23 protein-coding genes and 2 pseudogenes are annotated in these 26,124 nt (G+C 64.3%); 6 read left to right on the top strand and 19 right to left on the bottom strand.

What is annotated here, in order from left to right; translation table 11 throughout:
- Positions 1-12: 12 nt before the first annotated feature.
- On the top strand, positions 13-282 hold the full coding sequence (locus HAP48_RS22980) for a hypothetical protein (RefSeq protein ID WP_166209576.1): 270 nt from the start codon (positions 13-15) through the stop codon (positions 280-282).
- 285 nt (positions 283-567) lie between these two features.
- Here the strand turns inward: HAP48_RS22980 and HAP48_RS22975 are convergent, their stop codons facing one another.
- The 3 genes from HAP48_RS22975 to HAP48_RS22965 all read right to left on the bottom strand — a co-directional run bounded on the left by HAP48_RS22975 (position 568) and on the right by HAP48_RS22965 (position 3,475).
- Entirely contained in the window at positions 568-2,298 is a 1,731-nt protein-coding gene (locus HAP48_RS22975; protein WP_166209579.1) for a methanol/ethanol family PQQ-dependent dehydrogenase, read from the bottom strand.
- Positions 2,299-2,364: 66 nt separating this feature from the next.
- Positions 2,365-3,012: a QcrA and Rieske domain-containing protein gene (locus HAP48_RS22970; RefSeq protein ID WP_166209582.1), complete on the bottom strand. Its 648-nt coding sequence runs from the start codon at positions 3,010-3,012 to the stop codon at positions 2,365-2,367.
- Positions 3,013-3,139: 127 nt separating this feature from the next.
- Positions 3,140-3,475, bottom strand: coding sequence for a hypothetical protein (locus HAP48_RS22965; RefSeq protein WP_166209585.1), 336 nt, complete (start codon positions 3,473-3,475; stop codon positions 3,140-3,142).
- An 11-nt stretch (positions 3,476-3,486) separates the two neighbouring features.
- Between HAP48_RS22965 and HAP48_RS22960 the strand changes: the two genes are divergently transcribed.
- Both HAP48_RS22960 and rpoH read left to right on the top strand, forming a co-directional pair.
- Positions 3,487-4,506 carry an RluA family pseudouridine synthase gene (locus tag HAP48_RS22960; protein ID WP_175612300.1) on the top strand — a complete coding sequence of 340 codons (1,020 nt, stop codon included), beginning with the start codon at positions 3,487-3,489 and terminating at the stop codon, positions 4,504-4,506.
- Between the two features lie 217 nt (positions 4,507-4,723).
- Positions 4,724-5,620, top strand: coding sequence for an RNA polymerase sigma factor RpoH (rpoH, locus tag HAP48_RS22955; RefSeq protein WP_029084390.1), 897 nt, complete (start codon positions 4,724-4,726; stop codon positions 5,618-5,620).
- Positions 5,621-6,117: 497 nt separating this feature from the next.
- Here rpoH and HAP48_RS22950 read toward each other — a convergent pair whose 3' ends face one another.
- The 10 genes and pseudogenes from HAP48_RS22950 to HAP48_RS22905 all read right to left on the bottom strand — a co-directional run bounded on the left by HAP48_RS22950 (position 6,118) and on the right by HAP48_RS22905 (position 13,499).
- A complete protein-coding gene (locus HAP48_RS22950; RefSeq protein WP_224496548.1) occupies positions 6,118-6,663 on the bottom strand; it encodes a hypothetical protein in 546 nt (181 codons plus the stop codon).
- Positions 6,664-7,051: 388 nt separating this feature from the next.
- A pseudogene (locus HAP48_RS22945) lies at positions 7,052-7,129 on the bottom strand (peptidoglycan recognition protein family protein); the annotation flags it as partial.
- A gap of 236 nt (positions 7,130-7,365) precedes the next feature.
- Entirely contained in the window at positions 7,366-7,743 is a 378-nt protein-coding gene (locus tag HAP48_RS22940) for a VOC family protein (RefSeq protein ID WP_166209588.1), read from the bottom strand.
- The gene (locus HAP48_RS22935) at positions 7,743-7,904 is read right to left on the bottom strand and encodes a hypothetical protein (protein ID WP_166202887.1); all 162 of its coding nucleotides are present in this window, start codon (positions 7,902-7,904) and stop codon (positions 7,743-7,745) included. Before HAP48_RS22935 ends, HAP48_RS22940 begins: the two co-directional genes overlap by 1 nt.
- A gap of 1 nt (position 7,905) precedes the next feature.
- Positions 7,906-8,781, bottom strand: coding sequence for a L,D-transpeptidase (locus tag HAP48_RS22930; protein ID WP_166209591.1), 876 nt, complete (start codon positions 8,779-8,781; stop codon positions 7,906-7,908).
- A 104-nt stretch (positions 8,782-8,885) separates the two neighbouring features.
- Positions 8,886-9,506 carry a peptidoglycan recognition protein family protein gene (locus tag HAP48_RS22925; protein ID WP_166216091.1) on the bottom strand — a complete coding sequence of 207 codons (621 nt, stop codon included), beginning with the start codon at positions 9,504-9,506 and terminating at the stop codon, positions 8,886-8,888.
- 36 nt (positions 9,507-9,542) lie between these two features.
- Positions 9,543-10,763 (bottom strand): GGDEF domain-containing protein, encoded by a 1,221-nt coding sequence (locus tag HAP48_RS22920; protein ID WP_166209594.1) that lies wholly within the window; start codon positions 10,761-10,763, stop codon positions 9,543-9,545.
- A gap of 672 nt (positions 10,764-11,435) precedes the next feature.
- Positions 11,436-12,046, bottom strand: a pseudogene (locus HAP48_RS22915) (LysE family translocator).
- Between the two features lie 22 nt (positions 12,047-12,068).
- Positions 12,069-12,986, bottom strand: a complete 918-nt coding sequence (locus HAP48_RS22910) for a dienelactone hydrolase family protein (protein ID WP_166209597.1) — start codon at positions 12,984-12,986, stop codon at positions 12,069-12,071.
- Positions 12,987-13,094: 108 nt separating this feature from the next.
- On the bottom strand, positions 13,095-13,499 hold the full coding sequence (locus HAP48_RS22905; RefSeq protein WP_166216094.1) for a response regulator: 405 nt from the start codon (positions 13,497-13,499) through the stop codon (positions 13,095-13,097).
- A 170-nt stretch (positions 13,500-13,669) separates the two neighbouring features.
- Between HAP48_RS22905 and HAP48_RS22900 the strand changes: the two genes are divergently transcribed.
- On the top strand, positions 13,670-14,536 hold the full coding sequence (locus HAP48_RS22900; RefSeq protein WP_166209600.1) for an SDR family NAD(P)-dependent oxidoreductase: 867 nt from the start codon (positions 13,670-13,672) through the stop codon (positions 14,534-14,536).
- Between the two features lie 246 nt (positions 14,537-14,782).
- Here HAP48_RS22900 and HAP48_RS22895 read toward each other — a convergent pair whose 3' ends face one another.
- The 4 genes from HAP48_RS22895 to HAP48_RS22880 all read right to left on the bottom strand — a co-directional run bounded on the left by HAP48_RS22895 (position 14,783) and on the right by HAP48_RS22880 (position 18,041).
- Positions 14,783-15,631, bottom strand: a complete 849-nt coding sequence (locus HAP48_RS22895) for an FRG domain-containing protein (RefSeq protein ID WP_166209603.1) — start codon at positions 15,629-15,631, stop codon at positions 14,783-14,785.
- A 139-nt stretch (positions 15,632-15,770) separates the two neighbouring features.
- Positions 15,771-16,577: a lytic murein transglycosylase gene (locus HAP48_RS22890; protein ID WP_166209606.1), complete on the bottom strand. Its 807-nt coding sequence runs from the start codon at positions 16,575-16,577 to the stop codon at positions 15,771-15,773.
- Positions 16,578-16,670: 93 nt separating this feature from the next.
- Positions 16,671-17,297, bottom strand: coding sequence for a hypothetical protein (locus HAP48_RS22885; RefSeq protein ID WP_166209609.1), 627 nt, complete (start codon positions 17,295-17,297; stop codon positions 16,671-16,673).
- 123 nt (positions 17,298-17,420) lie between these two features.
- Positions 17,421-18,041: an ester cyclase gene (locus HAP48_RS22880; protein WP_166209612.1), complete on the bottom strand. Its 621-nt coding sequence runs from the start codon at positions 18,039-18,041 to the stop codon at positions 17,421-17,423.
- 243 nt (positions 18,042-18,284) lie between these two features.
- Here HAP48_RS22880 and HAP48_RS22875 point away from each other — a divergent pair, with 243 nt between their 5' ends.
- Both HAP48_RS22875 and HAP48_RS22870 read left to right on the top strand, forming a co-directional pair.
- Complete coding sequence (locus tag HAP48_RS22875) at positions 18,285-21,089, top strand: CHAT domain-containing tetratricopeptide repeat protein (protein WP_166209615.1); 2,805 nt, start codon at positions 18,285-18,287, stop codon at positions 21,087-21,089.
- Between the two features lie 114 nt (positions 21,090-21,203).
- Positions 21,204-21,440 carry a hypothetical protein gene (locus HAP48_RS22870; protein WP_166209618.1) on the top strand — a complete coding sequence of 79 codons (237 nt, stop codon included), beginning with the start codon at positions 21,204-21,206 and terminating at the stop codon, positions 21,438-21,440.
- Positions 21,441-21,538: 98 nt separating this feature from the next.
- Here HAP48_RS22870 and rpoD read toward each other — a convergent pair whose 3' ends face one another.
- Both rpoD and dnaG read right to left on the bottom strand, forming a co-directional pair.
- Positions 21,539-23,671 (bottom strand): RNA polymerase sigma factor RpoD, encoded by a 2,133-nt coding sequence (gene rpoD, locus HAP48_RS22865; RefSeq protein ID WP_166209621.1) that lies wholly within the window; start codon positions 23,669-23,671, stop codon positions 21,539-21,541.
- Between the two features lie 250 nt (positions 23,672-23,921).
- Complete coding sequence (gene dnaG, locus HAP48_RS22860; RefSeq protein WP_175612301.1) at positions 23,922-25,943, bottom strand: DNA primase; 2,022 nt, start codon at positions 25,941-25,943, stop codon at positions 23,922-23,924.
- Positions 25,944-26,124 lie beyond the last annotated feature (181 nt).

The raw sequence follows: 26,124 nt of genomic DNA, 5'->3' as shown, positions 1-26,124 counted from the left end.
AGGAGCAGATTGATGAGAACCCCACTTCAAAAATTCGGGACGCTCGCGGCAACCCTGTCCGCGGGCGTCTTTCTTTTTGCCGCGCAGACGTTCGCACAGTCAGCCTCGCCGCCGAGCACTACGGCAACGCGTCCGGCCAAGGTGCTGCCCGACCAGAGTTCGGTTCCAAGCAATGGGCCGCCAGCGACCACCGGCCAAGCCACCGGCGAGGCCAGCCGTGATCCCATCATCAAGAAAATGAATGAGGACGAGAAGCAGAAGGTCGACACCAAAGGCAAGTAGCGGGAACAAGTAGCGGGAAGCGGACCGGGAAGCGGCGGTCTCCCCAGCCGCCGCTCCCCGATCGCATCGCCCCCTGTCTGCTAAAGCGTTTTCGAGCGAAGTGGACCCGTTCGCCTGAAGAAAACGCGTCAAAGCAACGAGCCAGAGCTTCGGTTCTGATCAGAACCGAAGCTCAAGAGCATGATCCGGAAAAGTGCGAAGCGGTTTTCCGAAAAGATCATGCTTAAACAAGAATCCAAAGCGCGATGACGATTCAACCTGATCTCATCGCGCTTTAGTCGCGCGCTACTTCTTGTTGAGCGCGAACACCCAGATCACGCCGCCTTGCGGCACGTTGTTCTCGAAGCCCGCGACCTTGCCGGCAAGCGCGTCCTGGATGCGCTGCGCGTCGACGCCCCAGCCCGACTGGACCGCGATGTATTGCGTTCCATCGACCTCATAGGACATCGGCATCGCCATGATGCCGGAGTTGGTCTTCTGCTCCCACAACAGCTCGCCGGTCTTGGCATTGAAGATGCGGAACATCCGGTCGTTGGTGCCGCCGGCCAGAACCAGGTCACCGGCAGTTGCCGTGACCGAGCCGAACAGCTGCGAGGTCTTGAAGTCGTGCTGCCAGACCTTCTTGCCGGTGGCCGGGTCCCACGCCTGCAACTCGCCGAAATGATCGGCGTTCGGTGCGGGCGTCAGTCCGATGTCCTCCGGCTTGGTGCCGAGCCAGAGCTGGCCGGGAACCAGCGGTTGCTTCTCGCCGGTGAAGCCGCCGCAGAAATTCTCGTTGGCGGGAACATAGACGAGCTTGGTGCTCTGGCTGTACGCCGCCGACGGCCAATCCTTGCCGCCCCACAGCGACGGGCAGAACTCGACCCGCTTGCCGATCACCGGCTTGTGGTCGGGATCGACGATCGGCCGGCCGGTCTCGGCCTCGATGCCTTTCCAGACATTGGTCTTCACGAACGGCCAGCCGGACACGTAGTTGATCTTGTCGGGCTTGTTCTCGAGCACCCAGAAGATCGCGTCGCGTCCCGGGTGGATCAGGCTCTTGAACGAACGTCCGTCACGCTGCAGGTCGACCAGCATCGGCGCATCGACCTCGTCCCAGTCCCAGGAATCGTTCTGGTGATACTGGAAGTGCTTCTTGATCTTGCCGGTCTCGGGATCGAGGCCGATCACGGAGCTGGTGTAGAGGTTGTCGCCGGCGTGAGCCGAGCCCGGCCACGGCGCAGCGTTGCCGACGCCCCAGAGGATCGTCTTGTTGTCCCTGTCGTAGACGCCGGTCATCCAGGCCGATCCACCGCCCGACTTCCAGTCGTCGCCGCTCCAGGTCTCATGGCCGGGCTCGCCTTCGCCGGGGATGGTGAAGGTGCGCCAGAGTTCCTTGCCGCTGTCGGCATCGTAGGCGACGACATAGCCGCGCACGCCGAACTCGCCGCCGGAGCCGCCCACGATCACCTTGCCGTCGACCACCAGCGGCATCAGCGTCAGATATTGCCCCTTCTTGTAGTCCTGGACCTTGGTGTCCCAGACCACCTTGCCGGTCTTGGCGTCGAGCGCGACGACGTGGTCGTCGGTCGTGGCAAAGTAGACCTTGTCCTGCCACAGGCCGACGCCACGGCTGGTCGGGTGCAACTGGAACAGATCGTCGGGAAGCTGGCGCTTGTACCGCCAATATTCCTCGCCGGTCTTGGCGTTGAGTGCGATCACCTGCCCCATCGGGGTCGCGGCGAACATCACGCCATTGTTGACGATCGGCGGCGCCTCATGGCCTTCGATCACGCCGGTGGAGAAAGTCCAGACCGGCTTGAGATCCTTGACGTTGGAGGTGTTGATCTGATTGAGCGGACTATAACCCTGTCCGTCATAGGTCCGGCGATAGAGCATCCAGTTGCCGGGTTCGGGATTTTCGAGACGCGCTGACGTCACCGGACTGTAGTTTTCGATCGGCCCCGCGACGGCGTAGGTCGAGACGAGACACGTGAATGCGACGCAACCCGACAGTAACCACTGCTTGCTTGTCATGAGATGCTACCTCCCTGCTCTGTTTTGTTTTTTCAGCTTAGGTCATGCAGAAATCCCGGTGTGGCCTCATCCTCCTTGCTGAGCACCCACCTTTCCGACGAATGGCGCTGCGACCGTGATCGCGCCGTCGGCCACCGTCAGCGGCAATGCCGCGAGGCGACGTGGCGCCGGCCCGAACACGACCTGCGCATTCTGCCGCGGATCGTATTCGGAGTTGTGACAGAGGCATTTCAGGACGTTCTTGTCGCCCTGCTCTTCCTTCACCCAGGCGGTGATCGGACATCCGGCATGCGAGCAGATGATGGAGTAGCAGACGATGCCGTCAGGCGCGCGAGCGCGCGTCGCATCGTCCAGTTCGTTGGGATCGAGCTTGACCAGCACGACCTCATTCAGCCGCGAACCTTTGCGGACGACGGAGGATTTCGGATCCTTCGGCCAGGCGCGAATGGGCGGTCCACCGAGCGTCAGATCATCCGACTTGATGACCTCGCCGGCCTTGTCGCCTTCGGCGCGCACCAGGAGGTCGGCCTTTTGCGGTCGCTCACTGGCGCCAGGCTGATCTTCGTCGTCGGCGAATGCAGGCTCGATTGCAGCGAGGCAGGCGCAACCCGCGAGCGCGGTCAACAGCGCGCGGCGCGTCGGGTCGGCGCACGAGCCCGACGCATCGGCCTCACCGGTCTGTTCGACGGAAGCGCTGGGATTGGACTCCGACATGGCGCAAGCTGAGCGTGCAACTCGGCCGAAAAGATGGCGACAGACATTCTCGATGCACGAACGCATGCGCAAAAAATACGCTGCAGCTTCTGGTTGATTCGACTGCGCCGCTTCGCGGTTGCGTCGATCAGGGTTCGTTGACGAAGGTCAGCCTGCCGACAGGTTTCAGCGTCTTTGCATCAAATGTGCGGATCTCTGTTGCACCGCCTATATCGAGCGTCAGCACCAACCGTTCGCCGACGACGCCGGTGGAGACGATGCGGGCGCCCTTCGGCAGCGCAGCAGTGACGTCGGACACCGAAACAGGGCTTCCCTCGCTGCGATAAAGGCGGTAGCCGATGGCGATCAACACGACGGCCACGGCCAGTGCCGAGGTCAGCCCTGCGATCAGCATCATGCGACGCACCCGCGCGATCAGCGCGGCCTGGTCGGGGGTCGGTTCGGTCACAGCGGTGTCGGTCATCACAAGGCTCTATGTCTTTGCAAGAAGTCTCTTCGAATGGCGGTCGGAAGCTGGAGGTCATCGTCGCGGGCGACGAGGGCTCGGCCCGGCTTGACCGCGTGCTCGCGCAGCGCACTCCCGAGCTGTCGCGGTCCCGGCTCAAGGCGCTGATCCTCGCCGGTTCCGTGACCGTCAAGGACGCCGTCGTCCGCGACCCCGCTTATCATGTCGCCAAGGGCGATACGATCACAATCGACGTGCCGGAGGCCGCGCCCGCCGAGCCCCAGGGCGAAGACATCGCGCTCGATATCGTGTTCGAGGACGACGACATCATCGTCATCGACAAGCCCCGCGGCCTGGTCGTGCACCCCGCGGCCGGCCACGCCACGGGAACGCTGGTCAACGCGCTGATCGCCCATTGCGGCAGCAGCCTGTCCGGCATCGGCGGGGTCAAGCGGCCGGGCATCGTGCACCGGCTCGACAAGGACACCACGGGACTGATGGTGGTCGCCAAGAACGACCAAGCCCATCAGTCGCTGACCGCGCAGTTCGCCGACCATGGCCGCACCGGCCCGATGGAGCGCGGCTACATGGCGTTCGCCTGGGGCGTGCCGAACCGGCCTCGCGGCACGATCGACGCGCCGATCGACCGCCATCCGCACGCCCGCGAGAAGATGGCCGTCCGTCAGAGCGGCCGCGAGGCAATCACCCATTTCGAGGTGCAGCAGAGCTTTGCCGGTCGCGACGGCAAGCCGGTGGCCTCGCTGTTGGCCTGCCAGCTCGAGACCGGCCGGACCCATCAGATCCGGGTGCACCTCGCGCATCTTGGTCATCCGCTGATGGGCGACAGCGTTTACGGCGCCCACTTCAAGACCAAGGCCGGGCAGCTCAGCGCGGAAGGTAAGGACGCACTCACCGCCCTCGACCGGCAGGCCCTGCACGCCTATCTGCTGGCTTTGGAGCACCCCCGGACCGGGGAACTTTTGCGCTGGGAACAGCCTTTGCCGGAGGATTTGCTTCTCCTGCAAAGGGCACTGGAAGCGGCGGTATGACGCACCCCCTGATGAAAAGCCTCGTTATGACAACAGGTTATAGCTGCCACACGGGGACGTGACGTCAGCAGTCCTTCCCTATCACGGACAGTTTGGTGTATGTTGCACCTGCGTTGAATATCCAACGCGGAACATCGCAGCATGGCCGGCTTTAACCCAGCGGCCACCTGCCGGGTCCGCCGCTATCGGGGGCCTGAACCACTGGAGGGCGCAAGTAATGGCCCGTACAGCTACGTTACCGGTTCTCAATGGAGAATCCGGTCTTTCCAGATACCTCGCCGAGATCCGCAAGTTCCCCATGCTGGAGCCCCAGCAGGAGTACATGCTCGCCAAGCGTTGGCGCGAGCATGACGATCGCGACGCGGCGCATAAGCTCGTCACCAGCCATCTCAGGCTCGTGGCCAAGATCGCCATGGGCTATCGCGGCTACGGCTTGCCGATCTCCGAGGTGGTCTCGGAAGGCAATGTCGGCCTGATGCAGGCGGTGAAGCGATTCGAGCCCGAGAAGGGCTTCCGTCTCGCCACTTACGCCATGTGGTGGATCAAGGCGTCAATACAAGAGTACATTCTGCGTTCCTGGTCGCTCGTGAAGATGGGCACCACCGCGAACCAGAAGAAGCTGTTCTTCAACCTGCGCAAGGCGAAGAGCAAGATCTCCGCTCTGGAAGAGGGTGATCTCCACCCCGACCAGGTGAAGCTGATTGCCAAGCGCCTCGGCGTGACCGATCAGGACGTGGTCGACATGAACCGCCGCCTCGGCGGTGACGCGTCGCTCAACGCCCCGATCCGCGACGACGGCGAAGCCGGCGAATGGCAGGACTGGCTGGTCGACAACTCGCCCAACGCCGAGGCCGTGATGGCCGAGAGCGAGGAGTTCGATCATCGCCGCCAGGCCCTGAACGGTGCGATCGGCGTGCTCAACCCGCGCGAACGCCGCATCTTCGAGGCGCGGCGTCTGGCGGATGAGCCGATGACGCTGGAAGACCTCGCCGCCGAGTTCGGCGTGTCGCGCGAGCGCGTGCGGCAGATCGAGGTCCGCGCGTTCGAAAAGGTGCAGTCGGCCGTCAAAGGCACGATCGCCCGGCAGGAAGCCGCTCTCGAAGCCGCGCACTAAGCGCGCGGCGAACGAGCCAACAGACGCGTAAGCGAGACACGAAAGCCGGCGGCAACGCCGGCTTTTTTACTTTTATCTGTAGGATGGGCGGAGCGCAGCAATACCCATCATCCCACCGCGCAGCACAAGGTTGATGGGTATCGCTTCGCTCCACCCATCCTACGGGGCTGGTTTTTGGCATGATGCTTCGGCACGCATCTCGATCTAGGACGCATGCCCATAGATCCGCCTGCCGACGAATGTCCGCATTAGCCTCAGGAGCGGACAAACGAGGCGCTCTTGGCCATGTCGGCTAAGTGCCAGAAGCGGAAGTCTCGCCTTATGCCAACCGCGCCAGGGGGTACCAAAACAACAACAGGACGAGCTTGTGCCTAGATTTTGCCGCCGGCTTATCCTTCCCAGGTCCGTAGTATCTTCAATCCGGTCGTGAACGCAGGGCGACCGCATTCACGCGTAGCATGCCGACGAGCGAAGACGAGAGCGAAGCGCGCCTACCGTCACTTGATCTCCCACGCCGTGTTATGCGGGATATCCATCGCGGTATAGCCACCTGGGCCAGCGAGGGCCGGCATCGCTATGCATGCAAATGGCTCGGTCCCAGTTATGCCTTTGTACTTGCCGGTACCGCCGGTGATGATATGCGTACCGCACTTCATTTCTGGCTGCGACTTGTCGACGTCGCGAGTATCAAACGTCGAGAAAATTTTGTCACCGTCGCTGTCAGCGAGCACGCAAGCTCCGTCAATGTATTTCTTATCGCCTGATGCAACGCTCAGCGCCGCGCAATGTGCCGACATCTTGTCGAACATCTTTTCTCCCTTCATGTTTTGCGTAGTCCCGACAGCTTCCAGGTTGGTGGCGGTGCCAAGACCGGGGATGTCAATGCTCATGATCGGGCGGAAGATGAAATGTGTCACATAAGGCGTTGTCCCCTTCTTTTCCGATGTTTGTGCCTCAGCCGCTCCAGGCACAAGGGCCGCGAGGACTGCGCAAACAAGAGCCGTTTCCACTGTTGAGAGTAGGCTTATTCTGACGCGGGTCATTGGCACCTCCTACCGAGCGGCAGTCTTCAAGCCGCGACGGCCGCTTTTTGCGGAGGCTACTACATGCGTGACACGCGCACCGCTCCGCCCCTTTCCTGTTGCCAGGCAAGAGCGCAGCTTACTTTCTTAGCGAGATGGCCTCGGCCATGGCTGTACATCGTGCTGAACGCATGAGCAGCTGGCTTGAGCAAAAAAGCATATCGCACAAAGAGTCCGTAAGAAACACCACACCACCGAGGTATTGGTTCCAAAATACCTCCGCAGCATGTGACAGAGACGCGCAGGCTGAATGACCGCTTCGGGTCAGAAGGCGATATCGCTGAGGTCGGATCGGGTTTCCGCTTCGTCCCCGAAAGCAGACGTCCCGGATTTTTATGAGTGCCCCGCCCTACTCGCCCCACTGCCGCGCCATGGTCGCGAGCGCGCAGCCCTCGCAGTAGCGGGCATCCTTGAAGTCGATCCAGTCTGTAGGATGGGCGGAGCGCAGCAATACCCATCATCCCACCGCGCAGCACAAGGTTGACGAGTATCGCTTCGCTCCACCCATGCTACCGGGCTGGCTTTTGCCATGATGCTTCGGCACGCACCTCGATCCAGGACGTATGCCCATAGATCCGCCTGCCGACGAATGTCCGCATCAGCCTCGGGAGCGGACAAACGAGCCGCACTTGGTCATGTCGGCCAAGGCTCAGTGCGGACGAATTATTGCGCTCCGGCGCGGAGACGGCTTGGCCAACCGACACGGACCAACGTTTCATCTGGGTCAGAGATCGCAAATTCGTACATCCCCCACGGCTTGTCTTCGGGTGATTGCTGAAATTCGCGCGCCGCAGCATCAACACTCTCGAGGTATAGATAAAGCCCAAAAGGGTTTCTGCCCGGCGTTAGCCATCCCTCGACCGCGTCCGTCAGATGCAAGTATCCGCCCTTCCCGTTCGACAGCATGCGATAGGTGTCGGGCTCTCCCGGAGCAGGCCTTTCGCTGTCCGGGCGCGCAAAGCCCAGCCGATTGTAGAACCGCTCCGACGCATCAAGGTCATTACACGGCAGGATCGCGATCAAAGCTCCAGAAGGGCTCATTAGTGCACTCCGACGTCATGCAACAACTTTCGTCCGCTCTTCTCAATGCGGGCGTCCTTGAAGTCGATCCAGTTGTGCGCGTAGACGCGCTCCAGCGGAATGCCGTAACGCGCGCGCAGCACCTGCACCCGCCACGCCGCGAGACCCGGGACAGAAATCAAGTTACTGGGCCTCGGCCATCTTCGGTCGAGATGATTGCATCTGCGCGCTCGTTGCCGAAGGCCGGTTCGACGGCGGTACCAGATCCGGTGATCGGACGGCGGCGTCGGGCGGCGCGCCCTGGGATGGCCGATTGGCCGCGGGGGCCGGAAGCACGATGACTTTCGCTCCGACTTTCACCCGGTCATAAAGGTCCACGACGTCTTCATTGGTCAGCCGGATACAGCCGGACGAAACCCGCTTCCCGATCGTATCGGGCTTGTTGGTGCCGTGAATTCTGTATTCGGTCTCGCCCAGATACATCGCCCGAGCGCCGAGTGGATTACCGGGACCGCCTGCCATAAACCGCGGCAGATAAGGCTGTCGCGAAAGCATCTCTGCAGGCGGACGCCAATCCGGCCATTCTGTCTTGCGGGCCACGGCCTGCTCACCGGACCATGTGAAACCCTCGCGGCCGACACCGATGCCGTAGCGCATCGCCTGCTGGTCGTTGAGAATGAGATAAAGGAATGTGTTTCCGGTATCGATGACGACGGTGCCCGGCGTCTGATGGCTGACGTAGTCAACCACTTGGCGAACGAGTCTTCCGGGAACGTCAGCGGCTTTTGGCGTTTCGATCCGGGGCGCGGGGACCGGGATTGGAACCGGAGCTTGCGCTGGAGCCTGAACCGGCGCCGCTACGTGAATAGGAGCCGATGGCACCGGAGCCGATGGCGCCGGGACCTGGTGCGCGGCTTGCTTCCGTATCGGTTGGACGCTCGCCGGACGCCACAGCAAACCGTACCCCAATGCGACAGCCGCCACGGCGCCAATTGCAACTCTTCCCGCCACCGGTAGCGCGAGCGCCTCAGTCTTCCCACGTTTAGCCCGCTTGCCCATATCTTCTCTTCCCCTGATCCCTTGCTGGCAGAGGTACCCAGCAAATTTTAACAAGCTTCGAAGCGATTTCGCTCAGGCTGGAAATCGCCAAGCGTCGTTAACGACTACTCCCCCCACTCGCGCGCCATCGTCGCGAGCGCGCAGCCTTCGCAGTAGCGGGCGTCCTTGAAGTCGATCCAGTTGTGCGCATAGACGTGGTCGAGCGGGATGCCGTAACGCGCGCGCAGCAGCTTCACCAGCACCCGCCACGCCGCGATCTGCGCATCGGTCGCGCCCTTCGTAACGTCGGGATAGTTGCCGGCGAACTCGACGCCGATCGAGGTGTCCTTGTTCACCTGCCGATAGGTCTTGCTGTTGTCGACATACTTGTTGTCGTTGCGGTCGGCGCCGTCGGTGTGGGTCGGGACCAAATTGTCCGCAACTGCCCAATAGACCGTGCCGTCGGTTTCGACCCAGACCATGACGCCGCGCCGGGTCGGGTGGTTGTGCTGCTCTGCTGCGCCATATCGTGCCGAGCCCTGCGGGCCCTCGGTCTGGTGCACGATGATGTTGCGCCAGGGATGCGACTTGCCGACGTCGCCCCAGGGCGACAGCCAGACCATCTTCAACCCGGGAATCTCAGGCGTGCCTTGCGATCGCGCGATGGCCGCGAGATCGGGCGTTTCAGCTGATACCGCGGAGGACAGCACGAGCGCAGCAAGGACGGCGAGCAGGCGGGACATCATCACGGAGGGATCCAGGGTCGCCCCTCGTTAGCATGCTCAGGCGCGCTTGCGCAGGGTCGCTTCCACGAGATCGGCTATCTCGGGCGGCAGCTTGGGCTCGTAGGTCGCATAGCCGTTCTTGCCGCCTTTCTTGGCGTCGTACAGCGCATGGTCGGCAGCGGCGATCAGGCGGTCGGGATGCATGCCGATCTCGCGGCTCCATTGCGCAACGCCGATCGACACCGCGATCGGAATGTCCTGGCCGGTGCACTGCTCGGCATCGGCGCGGCAGACCTCCAGCACGCGGCGGGCAATCATCGCACCCTCGCGCAGCGTCGAGGACGGCAGCACGATGCAGAACTCGTCGCCGCCGGTGCGGGCCAGCATGTCGCCGGGGCGGAGCCTGGTCTGCGCCATCAGTGTGAAGTGCTGCAGGCAGGCGTCGCCGGCGGCGTGGCCATGGGTGTCGTTGATGCCCTTGAAGCCATCGAGGTCGATCACCAGCAGCGCGAACGCCTCGCCGTTGCGGTCGGAGCGCGCGCATTCCTCGGTCAGCCGCTGCACCAGATGGCGGCGGTTGCCGACGCCGGTCAGGTCGTCGAGCAGCGCGAGGTCGGCGACCTCGTTGCGCAGCCGGTCGATCGCCATCAGCAGAAAGCCGAAATTGAGCGCCATCGACAGGAACACCATCAGCAGGATCACCAGCGACTGGCCGGCATTGAAACGAACGAAGCTGAACTCGCCGGGCTGCAGCAGGGCGCCGACCAGGCGCAGCGCATAGATGGCGATCAGCAGCGAGGCGACGATGCCGGCAAGCCGCGCGCCGGGGCTGACGCGGCCGTTCTCGGGCGACAGCAGCAGCTTCAGCGTCAACGCGAACGGCGTGACCTGCGCGATGGTGTAGACCAGGATGCGCATCGGCATGCTGTCGTAGGCAAAGATGAAGACGGTAAGGCCGGCGAAGGTGAACGCGGTGGTCAGCATTGTGGTGCGCCAGCCCACCGGCTTGCCGTAGAACCGCTCGATGCCCATCGCGGCAAGGCCGGCGGCGAACACCATCAGCGTCCCCGCCGCCAGCAGCGGCAGCAGCAGCAGCGAGTCCGTCAGCATCATGCGGAGCATGGCACAGGCGGCACCGGCCGCCGCGGCGAACGCCGACGCGGTCCAGAACTGCGCCGCACCGAAGGCAGGATAGCTGCGCGCGACATAGGCCCAGATCAGGCCGAGCGCGAGAAAATTGATAACGAATACCGTCCAAAGCGTCGGAACGCTCAACATCGCCCCTGTTCGAGACCCCTATCGGTCTCGCCTCTCCTGAAATGACCGCCGCCCCTAGGGCGCTTCCCCAATGACAATCCCCGTTGTCTTGCGGGACAGGATGCGGCCGCGCCGCTTAACGGACTGTCACCCGCGATGCTCCAATCCAAGCTGTGGTTTTGAATTGATGAAGATGTGCGCATCGGCCGTTTGCGCATCGTTAAGCATGCCGGATGCGACGCGCGGCGCACGTAGCGCGGCAAAAACCTGGCGAAAACAGCTAACAACTGTGGATAACACAATGACAGCGCCGTGACAGCACGCGGCAGCCGCCTCCGAATCTGCTGAGTTTGCTACTGAGGATGTTGCGAGGCTGGCCCTCCGCCAAGCATGCCTCGGAGTCGCGTTTCAATCCATGAAACCTTGAGAGGATACTATGGCTAAGAAAGCGAAGAAGGCGAAGGCGAAAAAGGCCCCCAAGAAGAAGAAGGCCGCCAAGAAGAAGTAACCCGTTTCTTGCCCGGGTAGCGGCTCTGCCCTGCCCGGGCACCCAGATCGGGGCATCCAGATCAGGACCACCGGTCGCAACTTCAAATACACCAATCCAAACAAGTCGGCCCCGGACGGATGGGGCAACACCGCAGGCGCAAGGCCTGCTTTTTTATTGCCTGCATCAACGCTGGCGAAACGCGGTCAGCGCTCCGCGAAAGCAAGCTTGGCGCCGAGCAGGGCAAAGCCCGCGGCAAAGCTGCGCCGCAGCCAGGCCATCACCTTCGGCCGGGTGATGACGCGGTCGCGCACCGACGCCGCGAACAGCCCGTAGACCGCAAACACCGCAAAGGTCATCGCCATGAACACACCGCTCAGCTCGACCATCCGCGCCAGCGGGTGCGGCTCGTCGACGGCGATGAACTGCGGCAGGAAGGCCAGGAAGAAGATCGACAGTTTCGGGTTGAGGATGTTGATCAGGATGGCGGTTGCGATCACCCGCCCGCTCGAGCGCGGCTTGATCTCGGTGTCGACGGCGAGCGCGCCGCGCTCGCGCAGCGCCTGCCAGGCCATGTAGAGCAGATAGACCACGCCGCCCCATTTCAGCGCCGCGAACGCCAGCGCGCTGGTGTGCAGGATGGCGGCGAGCCCCAGCATCGCCGCGATCATCTGCGGCACGATCCCGAGCGTGCAGCCGAACGCCGCCGCCACGCTCGCCCGCGAGCCCCGGGTCAGCGCCACCGCCAGCGTATAGAGCACGCCGGTGCCGGGGGAGCGACCACGATCAGGGAGGTCAGCAGGAAGGACCAGGTCATTTCAAATCCTCAACGAGTGACGTCATTCCAGATGTTGCTTCAGATAGTCCAGCACGCGGGGAAAGGCATCCTTGCGCGCGTCGGGATCGGTGCCGATCACGGGAATCGAGCCGTCGTGCATCTGATATTGCGGCAGCTCGGTGCGCGGCAGGTTCGGCGCATCGAAGGCGTGCACCGCGCCGGGATAGCTCTTCAGCTCGACCGGATTGCCGCGCGCCTTGGCCGCTGTGATGAAGGCGTCGCATGGCTTGAACGGCGTCCAGACATCGGCCTCGCCGATCAGCACCAGCAGCGGCACTTTGGTGGTCCAGCTGTTGGGCTCCACATTGGTAAAGGGTCGCGATTGGTAAATGTCGGCGCAGACGCCGGGATAGAACGACACCGCGACGGCGAAATCCCGGATCTTGAAATTCTCGGCCAGCGCGGCGGGCCGGCCGATGCTCTTGTCGTTGATCGAGAGCAGCGTCACCCCGCCGCCCTGCGACCAGCCCATCAGCGCGATGCGGTCAGCCTTCACGAAGGGCTGCCCCTGCAGATATCCGAGCGCGCCGTAGGCGTCCTTCGGCCGGTCGCGCCACATCCGGCGGGCGTCCGGCCCGCGCGAGCAGGTCTGGCCGAGACCGCGCGGCGTCGCGCTGTCGACGATCAGCGTGACATAACCCTGCACGGCAAGCGCGCGCGCCCAGGCGCGGTAGAGACCGAAGATGCGGCCCTTTTTGTCGTTGAGGCCGGAGCAGCCGTGCATCAGGACCACCGCCGGCCGCGGCGCGTCACCCTCGGGACGGGTGAGATGGCCGATCAGGTCGGTCGCGCCGTCGAGCGAGGGGAAATTGACGATCGCCTCCGCCGCCGCGGCAGGCACCGCGATCGCGGCCGCGCCAGCCATTGCGGTCGCGAGCATGAACCAGACCAGTGCGATGATCGACCACGGGCGGGACATCAGCCGCCAATATCACGGCGTCCGGGGCGGCGGAAGCGGCCGCCGGCCGGCCGCGGCTCGCTTGCGCTGACAACTCCGTTATGACGACCAGCGTTATGAAGACCCGCGTTATGAAGACCCGCGCGGCCCGCGGCCGGACAGCGCCGATGCCGTCGTCTCGGCAAGGCGGATCACATCCAGCGGCGCCCAGGGTTTGGCCCAGAACAGCGCGCCATCGGGCAGGCGCTGCCGCAGCGGCCGGCCCGAGGTGACGACAACATCGAGATCGGGGTTGTATCGCTTGGCGGCATGGGCCAGCTCGACGCCGGTCATGTTTCCGGCCAGCTCGACGTCCGTCATCATCAGCACGACATTGTCGCCATTGCCCTGCAACACCAGTTCGGCGGCTTCCGCGCTGGCGCAGGCGATGACGTCGAACTCGCTCTCCTCCAGCAGCAATTCAATCATCTCCCGCTGCATCGGGTCGTCCTCGACGACCAGGGCCTTCGCACGACAGGGCTTGGACTGTCCCATAGAATATCCCATGGCCGGGCCTCCCTTGTTGATCGCAGTTTCTCAGAGCGAGCACGGGGTCAATGCCTAAAATCGCTGGATGGTTCGGTTCCAATTTGAGAAAAGTGGGCATAGCCGCCGTGTTCCCGCACGGCCACCGCCACCCCTCGTTGAGATGGAGCTGACCCGACATGACCGCGATCGCTGGATCCGCCGCCGCCGTGACCGGAGCCGCCAGCGGCATCGGCCGCGCGCTTGCGCTCGAACTCGCGCAGCGCGGCTGTGATCTGGCGCTCGCCGACCGCGACGAGGCCGGCCTCCAGGCTGTCGCCGCCGAGATCGCGAAAGCGGGCCCGCGCAAGGTCAGCGTGCACCGCCTCGATGTCAGCGAGCCGGAGCAGATCACGGCGTTCGCGCAAGCCGCCGTATCAGCGCATCCCGGCCTCAACATCCTCGTCAACAATGCCGGCGTCGCGCTGCTCGGCGAGTTCGGCGAGATCGGGCAGGCGCAGATGGAGTGGCTGTTCAACATCAATTTCTGGGGCGTGGTGCACGGCACCCGCGCTTTCCTGCCGCTTCTGTCGCGGCAGCGCGAGGCGCATATCGTCAACATCTCCTCGATCTTCGGCATCCTCGCCCCGCCCGGCCAGAGCGCCTATTGCGCGGCCAAGTTCGCGGTGCGCGGCTTCTCGGAAAGCCTGCGCCACGAGCTTGCGGTGGCGAACAGTCCGGTCAGGCTGTCCGTCGTGCATCCCGGCGGCGTCGCCACCAACATCGCGCGCAACTCGCGCACCGGAAGCGGCATCACCGACAATGCCCGCCGCGCGCAATCGATCGAGCGCTTCGATGCGCTGGCCAGGACCACGCCGGCTGGTGCCGCGCAATGCATCATCACCGGCATCGAGAAAAACCAGCCACGCATCCTGATCGGCAAGGACGCCCGCCTGATGGACCTGCTGCAACGCTTCCTCCCCGGGAGCTACTGGAAGGTGATGCAGCGGCAGATGGAGAAGACCGCAGCGCGGCGGATGGCGAGGGATACGGCGAGAGCGGGTTGAAGGCGCGGCGGTGGCGCGCAAGGGCGCCGCATACACTATCGTCGTCCCGGCGAAGGCCGGGACCCATAACCACGAATGTGCAAGTGGCAGGACGCTAGGGCCGCAGCTCGCTGCAACAACGAGCTGCGGTGGTAATGGGTCCCGGCCTGCGCCGGGACGACAGTGTGAATGCTGCACGGCCTGTGAGTCACACATCCGCATCCTCGCGGCACGATCTGCCCGAGCTTTGCATTTCGTTCCGCCGCCTCACCCGCCCAACTGCTTCTTCACCCCAAGCGCCAGCCGGAACAGCGGATCGCTCTTCTCCGATGGATAGAGCGCGCTCTTCGTCACCTGCGGAAAATTGTCGTTCTTCCAGAACGATGCCGGCGCGAACGCGAATTTTGCGACCAGCCGCCGGCCGAAATCCATCTCATAGGGAAAATAGTTTTCCTTCTGCGCGGTGCCTGACATCTCCGGATACTCGCCGAGCAGATAGCCCTCCTGGATGTGCGGCCGCACCGCCGACGGGGGGCAGACGCTGGAGAGGCGGACGATCTGCAGGCCGGCCTCGGCGCTGGCGGTGATCGCGCCGCTGAGGTTCGGCACGCCGAGCACATAGAGGAAGGCGGTGCCGGTCTCCGCCAGCGAGGCAAACGACGCAGCGATCCGGATCGAATTGGTGACGTCGAGCAGCGGCGTGGTGCAGACCTCGTAATGCTGCAGGATCGACCAGCGCAGGATGCGATGCCGCTTCAGCCGTTCCAGCCCGAGCAGTTTTGCCTTCGCATACTCCGCGATCAGGATCTGCTCGGCGCGAGCCAGCGTCGCGAACCGCGCCACCAGCGTCGCCTGATCCGGATTGCCATGGCCGCTGCGAAACAGCGTCGGCTTCAGCGACGAGTTGCGCTTGATGTTCCTGAAGTCGGCGCCCTGGCCGCGAAACAGCAGGACGTGGTCGCGGTTGAGGAATTGCAGCTCGGCGATTTTCGTGGCGAGCTCGAGATAGGAACCGACGCGATGGCCCGGCCCCTCCCGCACCGCCGCGTTCTTCGCGACCTGGCATCCGCGGCGGTCGAAGAACGACCAGATCTTTTGGCTGCCGATGGTTTCCATGGAGGGCCACTCATTCCGTCATTCCGGGGCTCGCGAAGCGAGAGCCCGGAATCCATTTCTCAGCAAGTTATGCGGCCCGATGGATTCCAGGCTCGCGCTGCGCGCGCCCCGGAATGACGACCGCGGATGTGGCTCGCCCTCACCGCCCCACGAGCTGATCGGCAAAATACCCGATGGTCTTGCGGTAGATCACCGCCCTGTTCCACTCGCGCATCGCCTCGAAATTGGCGCTGCCTTCGCCATAGGGCGCGCCCACCTTGAAGCCGTTGGTGTGCAGCAGGTTCGCGGTCGAGGCCAGCACGTCGGCGACCGAGTGGCGCAGATCGACATGGCCGTCGCCGTCGAAATCGACGCCATACTTGATGTAGGACGACGGCAGGAATTGCGTCTGGCCGATCTCGCCGGCATAGGCGCCGATCATGTCGTTCAAACGAAGATCGCCGCGCTGCACGATCTTGAGCGCGGCGAGCAGCTCGCCCTGGAACAGGTCGGTGCGGCGGCAATCATGCGCCATCGTGGCAAGTACGCGAAACACCGGCAGCTTGCCCATGTCGCCCTTGCCGAAATCGGTTTCCAGCCCCCAGATCGCGACCAGGATCTGGCGCGGCACGCCGTATTGCTGCTCGATCTTCGACAACAGCGCGGCGTGACGCTGCAACATCGCCCGGCCGCCATTGATGCGACCGGCGCCGACGCGGGTTGCAACATACTGCTCAAAGGTCTTGTTGAAGGTGTAGCGCTGCCGCCGGTCGAAGGCGAGCACCCCGCCATCCTGCTGCACCCCGCCGAGCGCCGACGAGATCACGTCCTGCGAAATGCCGGCCGCGGCCGCCTCCTGCGAGATCGACTGCACGAAGGTGGGAAAGCTGCCGCCGCAGCGGGCGGCATAGGAGGGGGTGGTAAGCAGCAAGGCGCCGAACACAACCGCCAAACGACACCTGAGCATGCAAACATCCCTCCTGCTTCGAATAGCCGATCATGCCCGGTAAAATCAGGCCCGTCAAAATAGTCGCGGTGCAAATCAGCGCGGTCGATCTCCCTACCAACCTTCGGTCACGAGATAGAAATGACCGTCGAGTTTCCTGACTGTAATTGAGAAACCTGAAGAGGGGTCCAACACTGAGCACAGGGGCGTGCCTGGGCATTGCCGGTTCGCCCGATCGTGCCACGCAAGCGAGCGCGGTGCAGGCGCGCGGGCGATCTCGTCAGCCTCGTCAAAAATGAGCGTATAGATGAAGTTTGCAACGCCGACCCCGCCGGTTTGCCCCCAATCGAACGTCGCCAGGCGGGGCTCACCCGCCTGTGGGAGCTTCTCGACCTGCGCGATATAGTAGTGCCTTCCGATCTCAAAGCGTATCAGCTCGGAGCTAATGCCGGCCGCTCGCGCGCCTGCGAAGATAAGACAGGCGGCGAGAGGCGCCACAAGGATTGAAGTCACGCGCCGCCATCGCCTCAGCCAGAGATTGCGTATCAGGGCGACTACCCAAGAGGCGGTCATGACTAGTGCCGACAGGAAAAGCACGGGCACCAGAGCCAGCCAAAGATTGAATACCCGATCCAGATCGTTACCGAACGCAAAGAGGAGCCCGACCAGCATCATCCATAGAAAATAGCTGACGCTGAACCGGTCAGCCGAAAGCCGCTTTTCGTGCGAGGCGTCGTTCATCATCTAATCCCACTCGGGGTTAGCTTGAATCGATCTAGGACTCCAAATCGGAGTGCTTCTGATTCACCGCACAAGCTGGGGGCGGATCACGGTCGCAGCGCGGCGGAGTTGTGCAGATTTCCCTCAATCCCTGAGCTGCTGCTCCAGCCCGGCGAAATCGATCTCGGCCCAGCGCTCGGAGATCCTGCCGTCCCGGATGCGCCAGAACGTCATACCGCGGAATTCGACGTGGCGGCCGGTTGGGGCAATGCCGCGCCACGGGCTGCGGTGCCGGCCGCGCCAGACGAAGCGGCCGGCGACGATGTCGCGGTCAGCCACCAGGCATTCGGCCACCGCCGACAGGTCGGCGAAGGTCTCGTGCAGTGCGGCCGAATGCGCGATCACCTCCTCGGCGCTCATCCGCTTGCCCGCCGCATGGTCGAAGAAGTCGGGCGCCAGCTGCGCGCGGATCGCCTCGGGATTATGCCGGTTGGTCACGGCGTCATAATGCGCGAGCACGAGCGCCTTGTTGGCGTCGAGGGTGGCGTTGGACATCGGCGATCGGCTCTCAAAAATGAGAAGTTGTAACAGAGGCAGGATACGCCTCATACGCGAATCGGATGTAGCCGCGCAAGTGACGATGGTCAGAAAGATCGGGGGCTTTCGGCCCGCGCGCGTTTCGAGCCCGATGCGAAAGGCGGTTGCCGGCAGGCCGTTCATCTGCAGGCGGTAACATCGTCCGATGGCAGGCAGCGCCGCCGGCATGCAAGCGACGCCGCGCCCAACCAACCGGGAAGCCGTTCGGGGCACGGCGGATGAACGCCGAAGGCGCCGGCCGCGACCAACGATGACCAATGCGGCGAGCCGGTTCCGCGCTGACGCGCGACCGTCCGCCGTGTCTTGTTCATGCAAAGCTGCGCCGCTAAAGCCAGGCCGGCTCGCTGCAACGACGCTGTCATCCGGGCGACGCCATCCGATGACGGGCTTCACGACGAGGATGTGCTGCCGATGACATCAGCCGGAGGATTTGTGCGCGCGCGCCGGGCTGCCGCTTCCGTCGGCATCGTCCTCGCGCTCGGCGCGACCTTCGCCGGACCAATCAACACCGCCGCCGCGCAGGACTCCCGCGCCAAACGCGCGCCGGCGCAAGGCGCAGGCAGCGCCCAGGCGATCACCGCGCAAATGAACAACGCCATCGCGGCTACCCGCAGCGGCAAGATCGACGCGGGCTATGCGCAGCTCACGGCCGCGCTCGACGCCGCGGACAGGCTCGACGACGCCCAGTTCGTCATGGGGCAATATTACCAGGCGACCGCCACGCTGCGCGCGGTCAAGCGCGACGATCTCGCCGAAAAGCTGTTCGCCCGCGCGTTGCAGGGCAAGGCGGCGGCGCAATCGCCGCCCGGCAATGCCGACGTGCTGCTGTCATACGCCATCCTGATATCCGACCACGCCAGGATCGCGGAAGCGGTGCCGCTCTACATGAAGGCGATCGGGGCCTACAACGCCTATTGGGGCGAAGGCTCCGAGGAATCTCTGATCGCCAACGACAAGCTCGCGGTCGCGCTGTCGGCCAACGGATCGGCCGCGTCGGCGACGAATCTGGGCCGGCACAATTTCGAGCTTTCGGAGAAGGCGCTGGGGCCCGACCACCGCACCACCTGGAAGCTCGCCAACAATTATGCCGACATGCTGCGCGAGATCGGCGCGCCGGCGAAGGCGCTCGAGCTCGATCTGTTCGCGATCGAGAAGCGCGCCAGGCATTACGGCGAGAACCACCTCAACACGCTGGTGACGGTCAACAACGCCGGCCAGGATTTTCTCAACCTCGGCCGTTTCGACGACGCCCGCCGCTGTTTCCGCCGCCATCGCGCGATCGCGACCGTGCTGGCGCCGAAGGATCCGAGTTTTGCCGGACAGGCCGATGCCTGGCTGTTCTACACCGACATGCTCGCCGCAGGCGATGCCGCGATGGCGGCACCCGATCTGGAGCGGCTGGAGGCGATCGTTGCCAACGAGGAGAATTTTGCGGATTTCCTGCGCATCAAGGCAGCCGGGCTGGCCGCCGCCAAGCGCGAGCAGCGCGGCGAGCTGGATGCGGGCATGCGGCTGCGCGAGACCGCGCTGGCGATCTCGACGCGGGCCTTCACCGCGCAGCACCCCGTGAGCTTCGAGATCAAGCTCGGCATCGCGACAGCGCTGATCGCTGTTGATCCGAACCGCGCGCTGCAGAGCTTCACCGCGCTCGATCGCGAGATGTTCGACTGGATGAAGCGCGAGGTCGGCACATCAGGCGATCGCGCCGTCGCCGAGGCGATCCGCGCCCATGCCGATCATCTCTTGTTCGCGTTCGGCCGCTTCGCCACCGGCGCCGGTTCAGCGGTGGCGCAGCCGGCGTTTGCGAGCGCCGTGCTGCGCTGGAAGTCGCTCGGCGGCGGCGACGCCACCGCGCTGCGCCGGCTCGAGACGGAGGTCGCCGGCAAGGACGAGGAGACCGCGGCGCTGCTGCGCACCGCGCTGCGGCTCAATGGCGAGAAGCAGGAGCTGTTCTCCTCGGGCAATATCGACGACTGGGCGAGATCGGTCTGGCAGCGGCAGGACGCGGCCGAGAAGGCGCTCACCCGCCGGCTCGATGCGATCGGTATGAGGCCGCCGCGCGATCCGCTCCGCCCCGCGCAGTTGCTCGCGGGCGATGAAGCTGTCGTCAACTATTTCATCACGCGGCAGTGGAAGGCGGACCGCCAGTCCAAGCAGCCGCTGGCGGCGACCGTGCTCTACGCCATCGTCGAGACCGCGCAGAGTGCGCCGCGCGTGGTCGATCTCGGCGATCCCGGCCGGATGGTCGATACCGGGGTGCGGACCGAGATCGCGCGGCTGCGCACGGCACGGGCTACCGCGCCTGATCTCGATGCCAGGCCACTCGATGCGAGGGGCCGCTTCCAGAACCTGCGCGAGCGGCTGTTCGCGCCGCTGGAGCCGCTGCTGAAGGACAAGACCGCGCTCTATGTCGTGCCAGACGGATTCCTGTTCGCCGTGCCGTTCTCGCTGCTGCCTGATGCCGACGGCGGCCTGCTGGAGGACCGCTTCACGATCCGGATGCTGACCAGCCCCGACGCGCTGATCGCAATCCATGGGCGCGAGAAGCTCGACAGGACGGGCGCGATGCTGCTCGCCGGCGGCATCGAATACGGCCAGCCGGGGCCGATGCCGCTGCCCGGGACCAGGACCGAGATCGAGGCGATCGCAAAACTCGCCCGCGCACGCGGCGCGCCGGTCGAGATGCTGAGCGGGCGCGGCGTCAGCGAAAGCACGCTGCGCGAGGCGATCAGCAAGGCTCGCATCGCGCATCTGGCGACGCACGGCTTCTATCACGACAGCACGGCCTCGGGCCTCGACACGCTGTGGCAGAGCGGCATCGTGCTGTCGGGCGCCGGCGACAGCCGATTTCCGCTGCGCGACGACGGCGACGGCTATCTCTATGCCTTCGAGTTGATGGACTGGGACCTGTCCGGGCTCGATCTCTTGGTGCTGTCGGCCTGCGAGACCGGCCGCGGCGACGAGAGCTTTGTCAGCGGGCTGCGTGGGCTGCCGACCGCGCTCGGCATCGCCGGGGCGCGGCGCGCGCTGCTCACATTGTGGCCGGTCGCCGACGAAGGCACCGCGAACTTCACCGTGCGCTTCTACGAGCACCTCGCTGATGGACTGACCTATTCGGATGCGCTGCGCCAGACCCGGCGCGACGCGCGTGACGGCAAGGTCGCCGGCGCCGGGGATTCCAGCGTCTGGGCGGCGTTCGTGCTGTTCGAGGGCTGAGGCGCGATCCGCGCGTCACAGCGCTGTCACCGTTCCGCCAGCGCAGGGCAGATCGGCGCGGAAATCCGCGTGATTTGCTTTGACAGCGCTGCCGGTATCGGGGACAAGCCGCGCATGCCGAAAAAACCCGGGACCAATCCCAAAGGCGAATTCGCCTTCTTCAACGTCTTCTATGAAGACGGCTCGCAGCGCTCCAACCGCCGAGTGCCCGCCGAACTGCTTGGCGGGCTCGACGGCGACGAGCCGGCGCGCGGGTTCATCATGGAGCAGGACCGCGAGATCGCCGAAAAGAGCGGCCGCCCACCGCTCGAGATCAAGACCATCGAGCGCGTCGGGGTGAAGAAGAAGTAGCGGCGCGGACAGTCACTGCATCACAACAAAAAACGGCGGGCCTAGGCCCGCCGTTCTTGTCTCGATGGATTGCCGGGTCAAGCCCGGCAATGACAGCATTAGTTGTCGAGGAACGACCGCAGCTTGCGGCTCCTCGACGGGTGCTTCAGCTTGCGCAGCGCCTTGGCTTCGATCTGGCGGATGCGCTCTCTCGTCACCGAGAACTGCTGGCCGACTTCTTCCAGCGTGTGATCGGTGTTCATGCCGATGCCGAAGCGCATGCGCAACACGCGCTCCTCGCGCGGCGTGAGCGAGGCCAGCACGCGCGTGGTGGTCTCGCGCAGGTTCGACTGGATCGCGGCGTCGATCGGCAGGATCGCGTTCTTGTCCTCGATGAAATCGCCGAGATGCGAATCCTCCTCGTCACCAACAGGGGTTTCGAGCGACAGCGGCTCCTTGGCGATCTTGAGGACCTTGCGGACCTTCTCCAGGGGCATGCCGAGCTTCTCGGCGAGCTCTTCAGGAGTGGGCTCGCGGCCGATCTCGTTCAGCATCTGGCGCGAGGTGCGGACGATCTTGTTGATCGTCTCGATCATGTGCACGGGGATGCGGATGGTGCGGGCCTGGTCGGCGATCGAGCGGGTGATCGCCTGCCGGATCCACCAGGTGGCGTAGGTCGAGAACTTGTAGCCGCGGCGATACTCGAATTTGTCGACCGCCTTCATCAGGCCGATATTGCCTTCCTGGATCAGGTCGAGGAACTGCAGGCCGCGGTTGGTGTACTTCTTGGCGATCGAGATCACGAGACGGAGGTTGGCTTCCACCATCTCCTTCTTGGCCTGACGGGCCTCGCGCTCGCCCTTCTGCACGCCGTGCACGATCTTGCGGAATTCGCCGATCTCAAGCCCGGTGAGCGCCGCCAGCGACTGGATCTCGTGGCGCAGATCCTTGATGCGGTCCTTCTCGTGATGGACGAAGTTCTTCCAGCCCTTGGCCGAGAGTTTCGAGACCCGGTTGAGCCAACGGGGGTCGAGTTCGGACCCCTGATAGTTACGCAGGAAGTCCTCGCGCGCGACGCCGTGGCTGTCGCCGAGGCGCAGCAGGCGGCCCTCGAAGGAGACCAGCTTCTTGTTGATGTCGTAGAGCTGCTCGACCAGCGAATCGATGCGGGCCTGGTTGAGGCGCAGCGACTTCACCTCGACGATGATCTCGTCCTTCAGCTTCTTGTACTTGCGCTCCTGCGAGGGCGACAGCGACTCGCTCTGCAGCTGGTTGGCGATGTCCTGCTCCTGCAGGCGGCGCAGCTTCTTGTATTCGGACGCGATCTTGTCGAAGGTTTCGACCACCTTCGGCTTCAGCTCGGCCTCGATGGCGGCGAGCGACATCTGGTTCTCGAACTCGTCGTCGTCCATGTCGGCTTCGGCCGCGGCCTCGCCGGGATCCTTCTCCTCGGTGACGGCTTCGCCACCGGCGGGCGCGGCGCGGAACGGAGTCGGCGACGGCGGCGCGGCGGGCGGCGCGACAAGGGCGGGCGCGCCGGCCGGCGCATCGCCGCCATTGCCTTCAGCGGCGGCGCCCTCGGCGCCGTTGTTGCCGATCAGGTTCGGATTGATGCCGCCCTTCGACTCCGGCCCGGCATAGGTCGCTTCGAGATCGATGATGTCGCGGAGGAAGATCTTTCCTTCGTTGAGCTCGTCGCGCCAGATGATGATGGCCTGGAAGGTCAGTGGGCTTTCGCAGAGGCCCGCGATCATCGCCTCGCGGCCGGCCTCGATGCGTTTTGCAATCGCGATTTCGCCTTCGCGGGAGAGCAATTCCACCGTGCCCATCTCGCGCAGATACATCCGCACGGGATCGTCGGTGCGCTCGCCGGGCTCCGATTTCTTGACCTCGGTGACGGCCTTCTGCGTGACCTCGACAAGCTCGTTGTCGGTCTCGTCGTCGCCGTCGTCCTTCTCGTCCTCGCCTTCGGAATCGTCAGCCTCCGTGACGTTGATGCCCATGTCGGAGAGCATCGACATGATGTCTTCGATCTGTTCGGGCGAGGTGGTGTCGGAGGGAAGCACTTCGTTGAGCTGATCGAAGGTCACGAAGCCGCGCTTCTTGGCCTGCTTGATCATCTTCTTCACCGCGGCATCCGACAGGTCGAGCAACGGCGACGGCGCGTCAGCGGAATCCTTCTCAGGAGCGTCAGCTGCCTTGTCGTCTTTTTCCTTGTCCTTAACCTGCAGCGTCTTTGCCTTGGTGGCCATTCACTAAGCTCCCGAAACGCGGTCGTGCAAATTGGTGCCACGCACGCATGTTTGCACGCTATCTAGAATTACTCTCGACGCACAAAGGGCGGCGCAAGAAATCGCCACCCCTGTCATCCGTCTCGATGGTTTCCATCTGCAATAGCCGCGAGGCTATTAAGTTTCGCTTAACCCTGTTTTTGCAGCCAAACCATGGATTTGGCGAGTCTTTTTGCGGGTTCGGCCAGCGCCGTCCGCAGCATTTTTGTTATCAGACATTACGCTGGAACCGGCCCGATAATTCCCCGAACCCCTCAATCAGGGCTTCGGTCCCGTCGGCTTCTGCCATCCGGGCCTGGATATCCTGCAACCATGCCAGATTGGCCTCGCTGGAGTCCTCAGCCAAAGCCACTTCCGCATCTTTTCTCTCCCTAAGTAGGGCGTGGGTTTTCTGATGCAAGGCAACGAGTTGGCGCCAGGTCGATAAAACATCCTCACGCGCCGCGCCGATCTGCGCGCCCCACACCGCCTGGGTTGTGATTGATCGATCAACCCTTTGAAGAATCTGCAATAATCCGCCCGCTTCAAGGTCGGCCCGCATCTTTTCGGCCTGCTCCTCGACATCCGGGGAGTGGTGATGATCGTGGGCAAAGGCCGCGATGATGGCCGCCCGCAGCTTGTGGGCCTCGGGATGGGCGAGCTCGAGGGCGGCGACCTCCTCGAGATGGTCGTGCAGCAGCCAGGGGTGGTTGATCAGGGATTGCAGGATCAGCGCCTCACGGCGGGAGATCGCACTGCGCTGGCCGCGCATGATCGGGCTGTTGGCAAGCTGGGGGCTCGCCGCCTGATAGGGGCCCCGTGAAATCCCGGGGGTGGCACCGCCATTGATGCCGCCCTTGGCGCCAAACCGGCCCCCTTGGGCCGGCCCGCGGGGGGCAAACTGGCGAGGTGATTCGCCGCCGCGGCCGCCGCCGAAATTGCCCCTGCCGTAGCCGCTGCGGCCATACCCGCCGCGGCCGCCCTCCGGGGCAAAATTGCGTTGCAGCCGCTCCTGCAGATCCTGCCGGTAATAGCGCCGCACCACCTCGTCGCGGATGCCGTTGGTCAATTCGCCGATCCGCGCCTCCAGCGCCGCGCGGCGCTCCGGCGTGTCGAAATTGCCGCCCTCGATCTCGCGCGACCAGATCATGTCGGCCAGCGGCCGCGCGGCTGATATCACGTCCTCGACCGCGCCACGGCCGCCGGAGCGGGCGAGATCGTCGGGGTCCTGCCCTTCCGGCAGCAGCGCGAAGCGCAGGCTTTTTCCGGGCTTGAGCTGCGGCAAAGCGATATCGGCAGCGCGGTAAGCCGCCTTCTGCCCGGCGCGGTCGCCGTCGAAGCAGAGGATCGGCTCGTCGACCATCTTCCAGAGCAGGCCGAGCTGGTTCTCGGTCAGCGCGGTGCCGAGCGGCGCGACGGCGCCGGGAAAGCCCGACGTGACCATGGCGATGACGTCGACATAGCCCTCGACGACGATCAGCTGTGCGCCGTCATGCGCGGCCTGGCGCGCCGTGAACAGATTGTAGAGATTGTCGCCCTTGTGAAACAGCGTGGTTTCCGACGAGTTCAGGTATTTTGCCGGAACGTCCTTTTCCAGCGCACGGCCGCCGAAGGCGATGACGCGGCCGCGGGCATCCGTGATCGGGAACATGACGCGGTCGCGGAAGCGATCGAACGGCACCGGCTTGTCCTCGCCGGACACCAGAAGCCCGGCCTCCACCATGTCCTCGGTGGAGATGCCCTGCCCGCCGAGATGCTCCTTCAGCGCGAAACGGTCCGGCGGCGCATAGCCCATCCGGAACTGGAGCTGGGTCGCCGGCGAGATGCTGCGGTCGGCGAGATAGCCGCGCGCCTTGGCGCCGTTGCGCGAGGCCAGCGTGTCGGCGAAGAATTTGGTCGCGAGTTCCATCACGTCGTGCAGGGTGCGGCGATGCTGCTCGTGCCGCGCCGCATCGGGCGTCACGGCCGGCAGCGGCACACCCGCCATCGCGGCAAGGCGTTCCACCGCCTCGGGGAACGTCACGCCCTCGGTCTTCATCAGGAAGTCGAAAATGTTGCCGTTCAGCCCGGAGGAGAAGTCGAACCAGGCCTGCTTCTGGTCGTTGACGAAGAACGACGGCGTCTTCTCCTGCTGGAACGGCGACAGCCCCTTCCACTCCCGCCCGGCCTTCTTGAGCTTGACGCGCCTGCCCACGACCTCCGAGACCGGAAGCCGGGCGCGCAACTCATCGAGGAACTCGGGCGTGAAACGCATCAGTTTGATTCTGGGCTCGGGCGACGAATCGCGGACAACCGGTTAGCCATATAGCGGGACGGCCCGGCATGACGAACAATGTGGGGCTTTTCCGGGCTATTCACAGGCTGGTCTGTCGGGCCCGGTCGAGCGGGCTACCCCTGAATTCACGGTGGAGAGCCGTTTCGGCCAACTTGAACCT

The organism is Bradyrhizobium septentrionale (assembly GCF_011516645.4).
Classification (GTDB): Bacteria; Pseudomonadota; Alphaproteobacteria; order Rhizobiales; family Xanthobacteraceae; genus Bradyrhizobium; species Bradyrhizobium septentrionale.
This window is presented reverse-complemented; position numbering and strand designations above follow the sequence as displayed.

What these genes read in the sequence shown, in the direction of transcription:
- HAP48_RS22930 (WP_166209591.1), bottom strand. Translation starts at nt 8,781, where the DNA reads ATGGGCAAGCGGGCTAAACGTGGGAAGACTGAGGCGCTCGCGCTACCG.
- HAP48_RS22870 (WP_166209618.1), top strand. Translation starts at nt 21,204, where the DNA reads ATGCCGAAAAAACCCGGGACCAATCCCAAAGGCGAATTCGCCTTCTTC.
- HAP48_RS22905 (WP_166216094.1), bottom strand. Translation starts at nt 13,499, where the DNA reads ATGGGACAGTCCAAGCCCTGTCGTGCGAAGGCCCTGGTCGTCGAGGAC.
- rpoD (WP_166209621.1), bottom strand. Translation starts at nt 23,671, where the DNA reads ATGGCCACCAAGGCAAAGACGCTGCAGGTTAAGGACAAGGAAAAAGAC.
- HAP48_RS22970 (WP_166209582.1), bottom strand. Translation starts at nt 3,012, where the DNA reads ATGTCGGAGTCCAATCCCAGCGCTTCCGTCGAACAGACCGGTGAGGCC.
- HAP48_RS22960 (WP_175612300.1), top strand. Translation starts at nt 3,487, where the DNA reads ATGTCTTTGCAAGAAGTCTCTTCGAATGGCGGTCGGAAGCTGGAGGTC.
- HAP48_RS22980 (WP_166209576.1), top strand. Translation starts at nt 13, where the DNA reads ATGAGAACCCCACTTCAAAAATTCGGGACGCTCGCGGCAACCCTGTCC.
- HAP48_RS22975 (WP_166209579.1), bottom strand. Translation starts at nt 2,298, where the DNA reads ATGACAAGCAAGCAGTGGTTACTGTCGGGTTGCGTCGCATTCACGTGT.
- dnaG (WP_175612301.1), bottom strand. Translation starts at nt 25,943, where the DNA reads ATGCGTTTCACGCCCGAGTTCCTCGATGAGTTGCGCGCCCGGCTTCCG.
- HAP48_RS22925 (WP_166216091.1), bottom strand. Translation starts at nt 9,506, where the DNA reads ATGATGTCCCGCCTGCTCGCCGTCCTTGCTGCGCTCGTGCTGTCCTCC.
- HAP48_RS22950 (WP_224496548.1), bottom strand. Translation starts at nt 6,663, where the DNA reads ATGACCCGCGTCAGAATAAGCCTACTCTCAACAGTGGAAACGGCTCTT.
- HAP48_RS22880 (WP_166209612.1), bottom strand. Translation starts at nt 18,041, where the DNA reads ATGCCGGCGGCGCTGCCTGCCATCGGACGATGTTACCGCCTGCAGATG.
- HAP48_RS22885 (WP_166209609.1), bottom strand. Translation starts at nt 17,297, where the DNA reads ATGAACGACGCCTCGCACGAAAAGCGGCTTTCGGCTGACCGGTTCAGC.
- rpoH (WP_029084390.1), top strand. Translation starts at nt 4,724, where the DNA reads ATGGCCCGTACAGCTACGTTACCGGTTCTCAATGGAGAATCCGGTCTT.
- HAP48_RS22875 (WP_166209615.1), top strand. Translation starts at nt 18,285, where the DNA reads ATGACATCAGCCGGAGGATTTGTGCGCGCGCGCCGGGCTGCCGCTTCC.
- HAP48_RS22900 (WP_166209600.1), top strand. Translation starts at nt 13,670, where the DNA reads ATGACCGCGATCGCTGGATCCGCCGCCGCCGTGACCGGAGCCGCCAGC.
- HAP48_RS22890 (WP_166209606.1), bottom strand. Translation starts at nt 16,577, where the DNA reads ATGCTCAGGTGTCGTTTGGCGGTTGTGTTCGGCGCCTTGCTGCTTACC.
- HAP48_RS22940 (WP_166209588.1), bottom strand. Translation starts at nt 7,743, where the DNA reads ATGAGCCCTTCTGGAGCTTTGATCGCGATCCTGCCGTGTAATGACCTT.
- HAP48_RS22895 (WP_166209603.1), bottom strand. Translation starts at nt 15,631, where the DNA reads ATGGAAACCATCGGCAGCCAAAAGATCTGGTCGTTCTTCGACCGCCGC.
- HAP48_RS22910 (WP_166209597.1), bottom strand. Translation starts at nt 12,986, where the DNA reads ATGTCCCGCCCGTGGTCGATCATCGCACTGGTCTGGTTCATGCTCGCG.
- HAP48_RS22965 (WP_166209585.1), bottom strand. Translation starts at nt 3,475, where the DNA reads ATGACCGACACCGCTGTGACCGAACCGACCCCCGACCAGGCCGCGCTG.
- HAP48_RS22920 (WP_166209594.1), bottom strand. Translation starts at nt 10,763, where the DNA reads ATGTTGAGCGTTCCGACGCTTTGGACGGTATTCGTTATCAATTTTCTC.